This window comes from Mycobacterium sp. 852014-52144_SCH5372336, assembly GCF_001665615.1.
In the GTDB taxonomy this organism is placed as follows: Bacteria; Actinomycetota; Actinomycetes; order Mycobacteriales; family Mycobacteriaceae; genus Mycobacterium; species Mycobacterium neumannii_A.
Genome location: NZ_LZSW01000070.1, coordinates 1 through 563, shown reverse-complemented (window position 1 = coordinate 563; position 563 = coordinate 1). Strand labels below are relative to the sequence as shown.

The following is a 563-nucleotide window of genomic DNA, read 5'->3' as shown; positions in this document are numbered from 1 at the left end:
AGCCGCGCCTGGCCGGTGTCCAGTTCGGGCGGCGGAAGCCATTCGACCTCGCAGCGCTGGTTCATTCGGGTGGTCCAGCCGCCGTCCTCGTTGACGCTGCGGTTGTCTGCCCCGCAGGCCAGGCCCAGTTCGTCGACGTTGGTGTTGCCGCCCTTCGACCAGTCGGCTTTTACGTGGTGCACCTGGCAGCCATAGGCGCCAACGGTGCAGCACGGCTTGGTGCATCCGCCATCGCGCGCGATGAGCATGATCCGTTGCGCCGCAGTGGCGATTCGCTTGGCGCGAAACAGCTCCAGGGCCGACCCGGTCGCGCCGTCGAACACCGCCAGGTAATGGTTGGCGTGACCAGCCAACCGGATGACATCAGCGATCGGCATGACCGTGCCGCCGCCGCTGGTGCCGACCCCGGCCCGCGATTCCAACTCCCGCAGGGTGGTGCGAATGATGATCGAGACGGGCAGCCCGTTGAGTTGGCCGAGTTCACCGCTCATCAGGGCGATGCGCCCGACGGCGATCATCGCGTCGTGTTGACGCTGGGCCAGACTGCGGTGGTCGTTGTCGAT

General features: G+C 67.0%; 1 protein-coding gene. It reads right to left on the bottom strand.

The annotated features are described in order from the left end of the window. A partial coding sequence (locus tag A5759_RS25415; RefSeq protein WP_156617032.1) for an HNH endonuclease signature motif containing protein occupies positions 1-563 on the bottom strand: 563 nt, incomplete at both ends.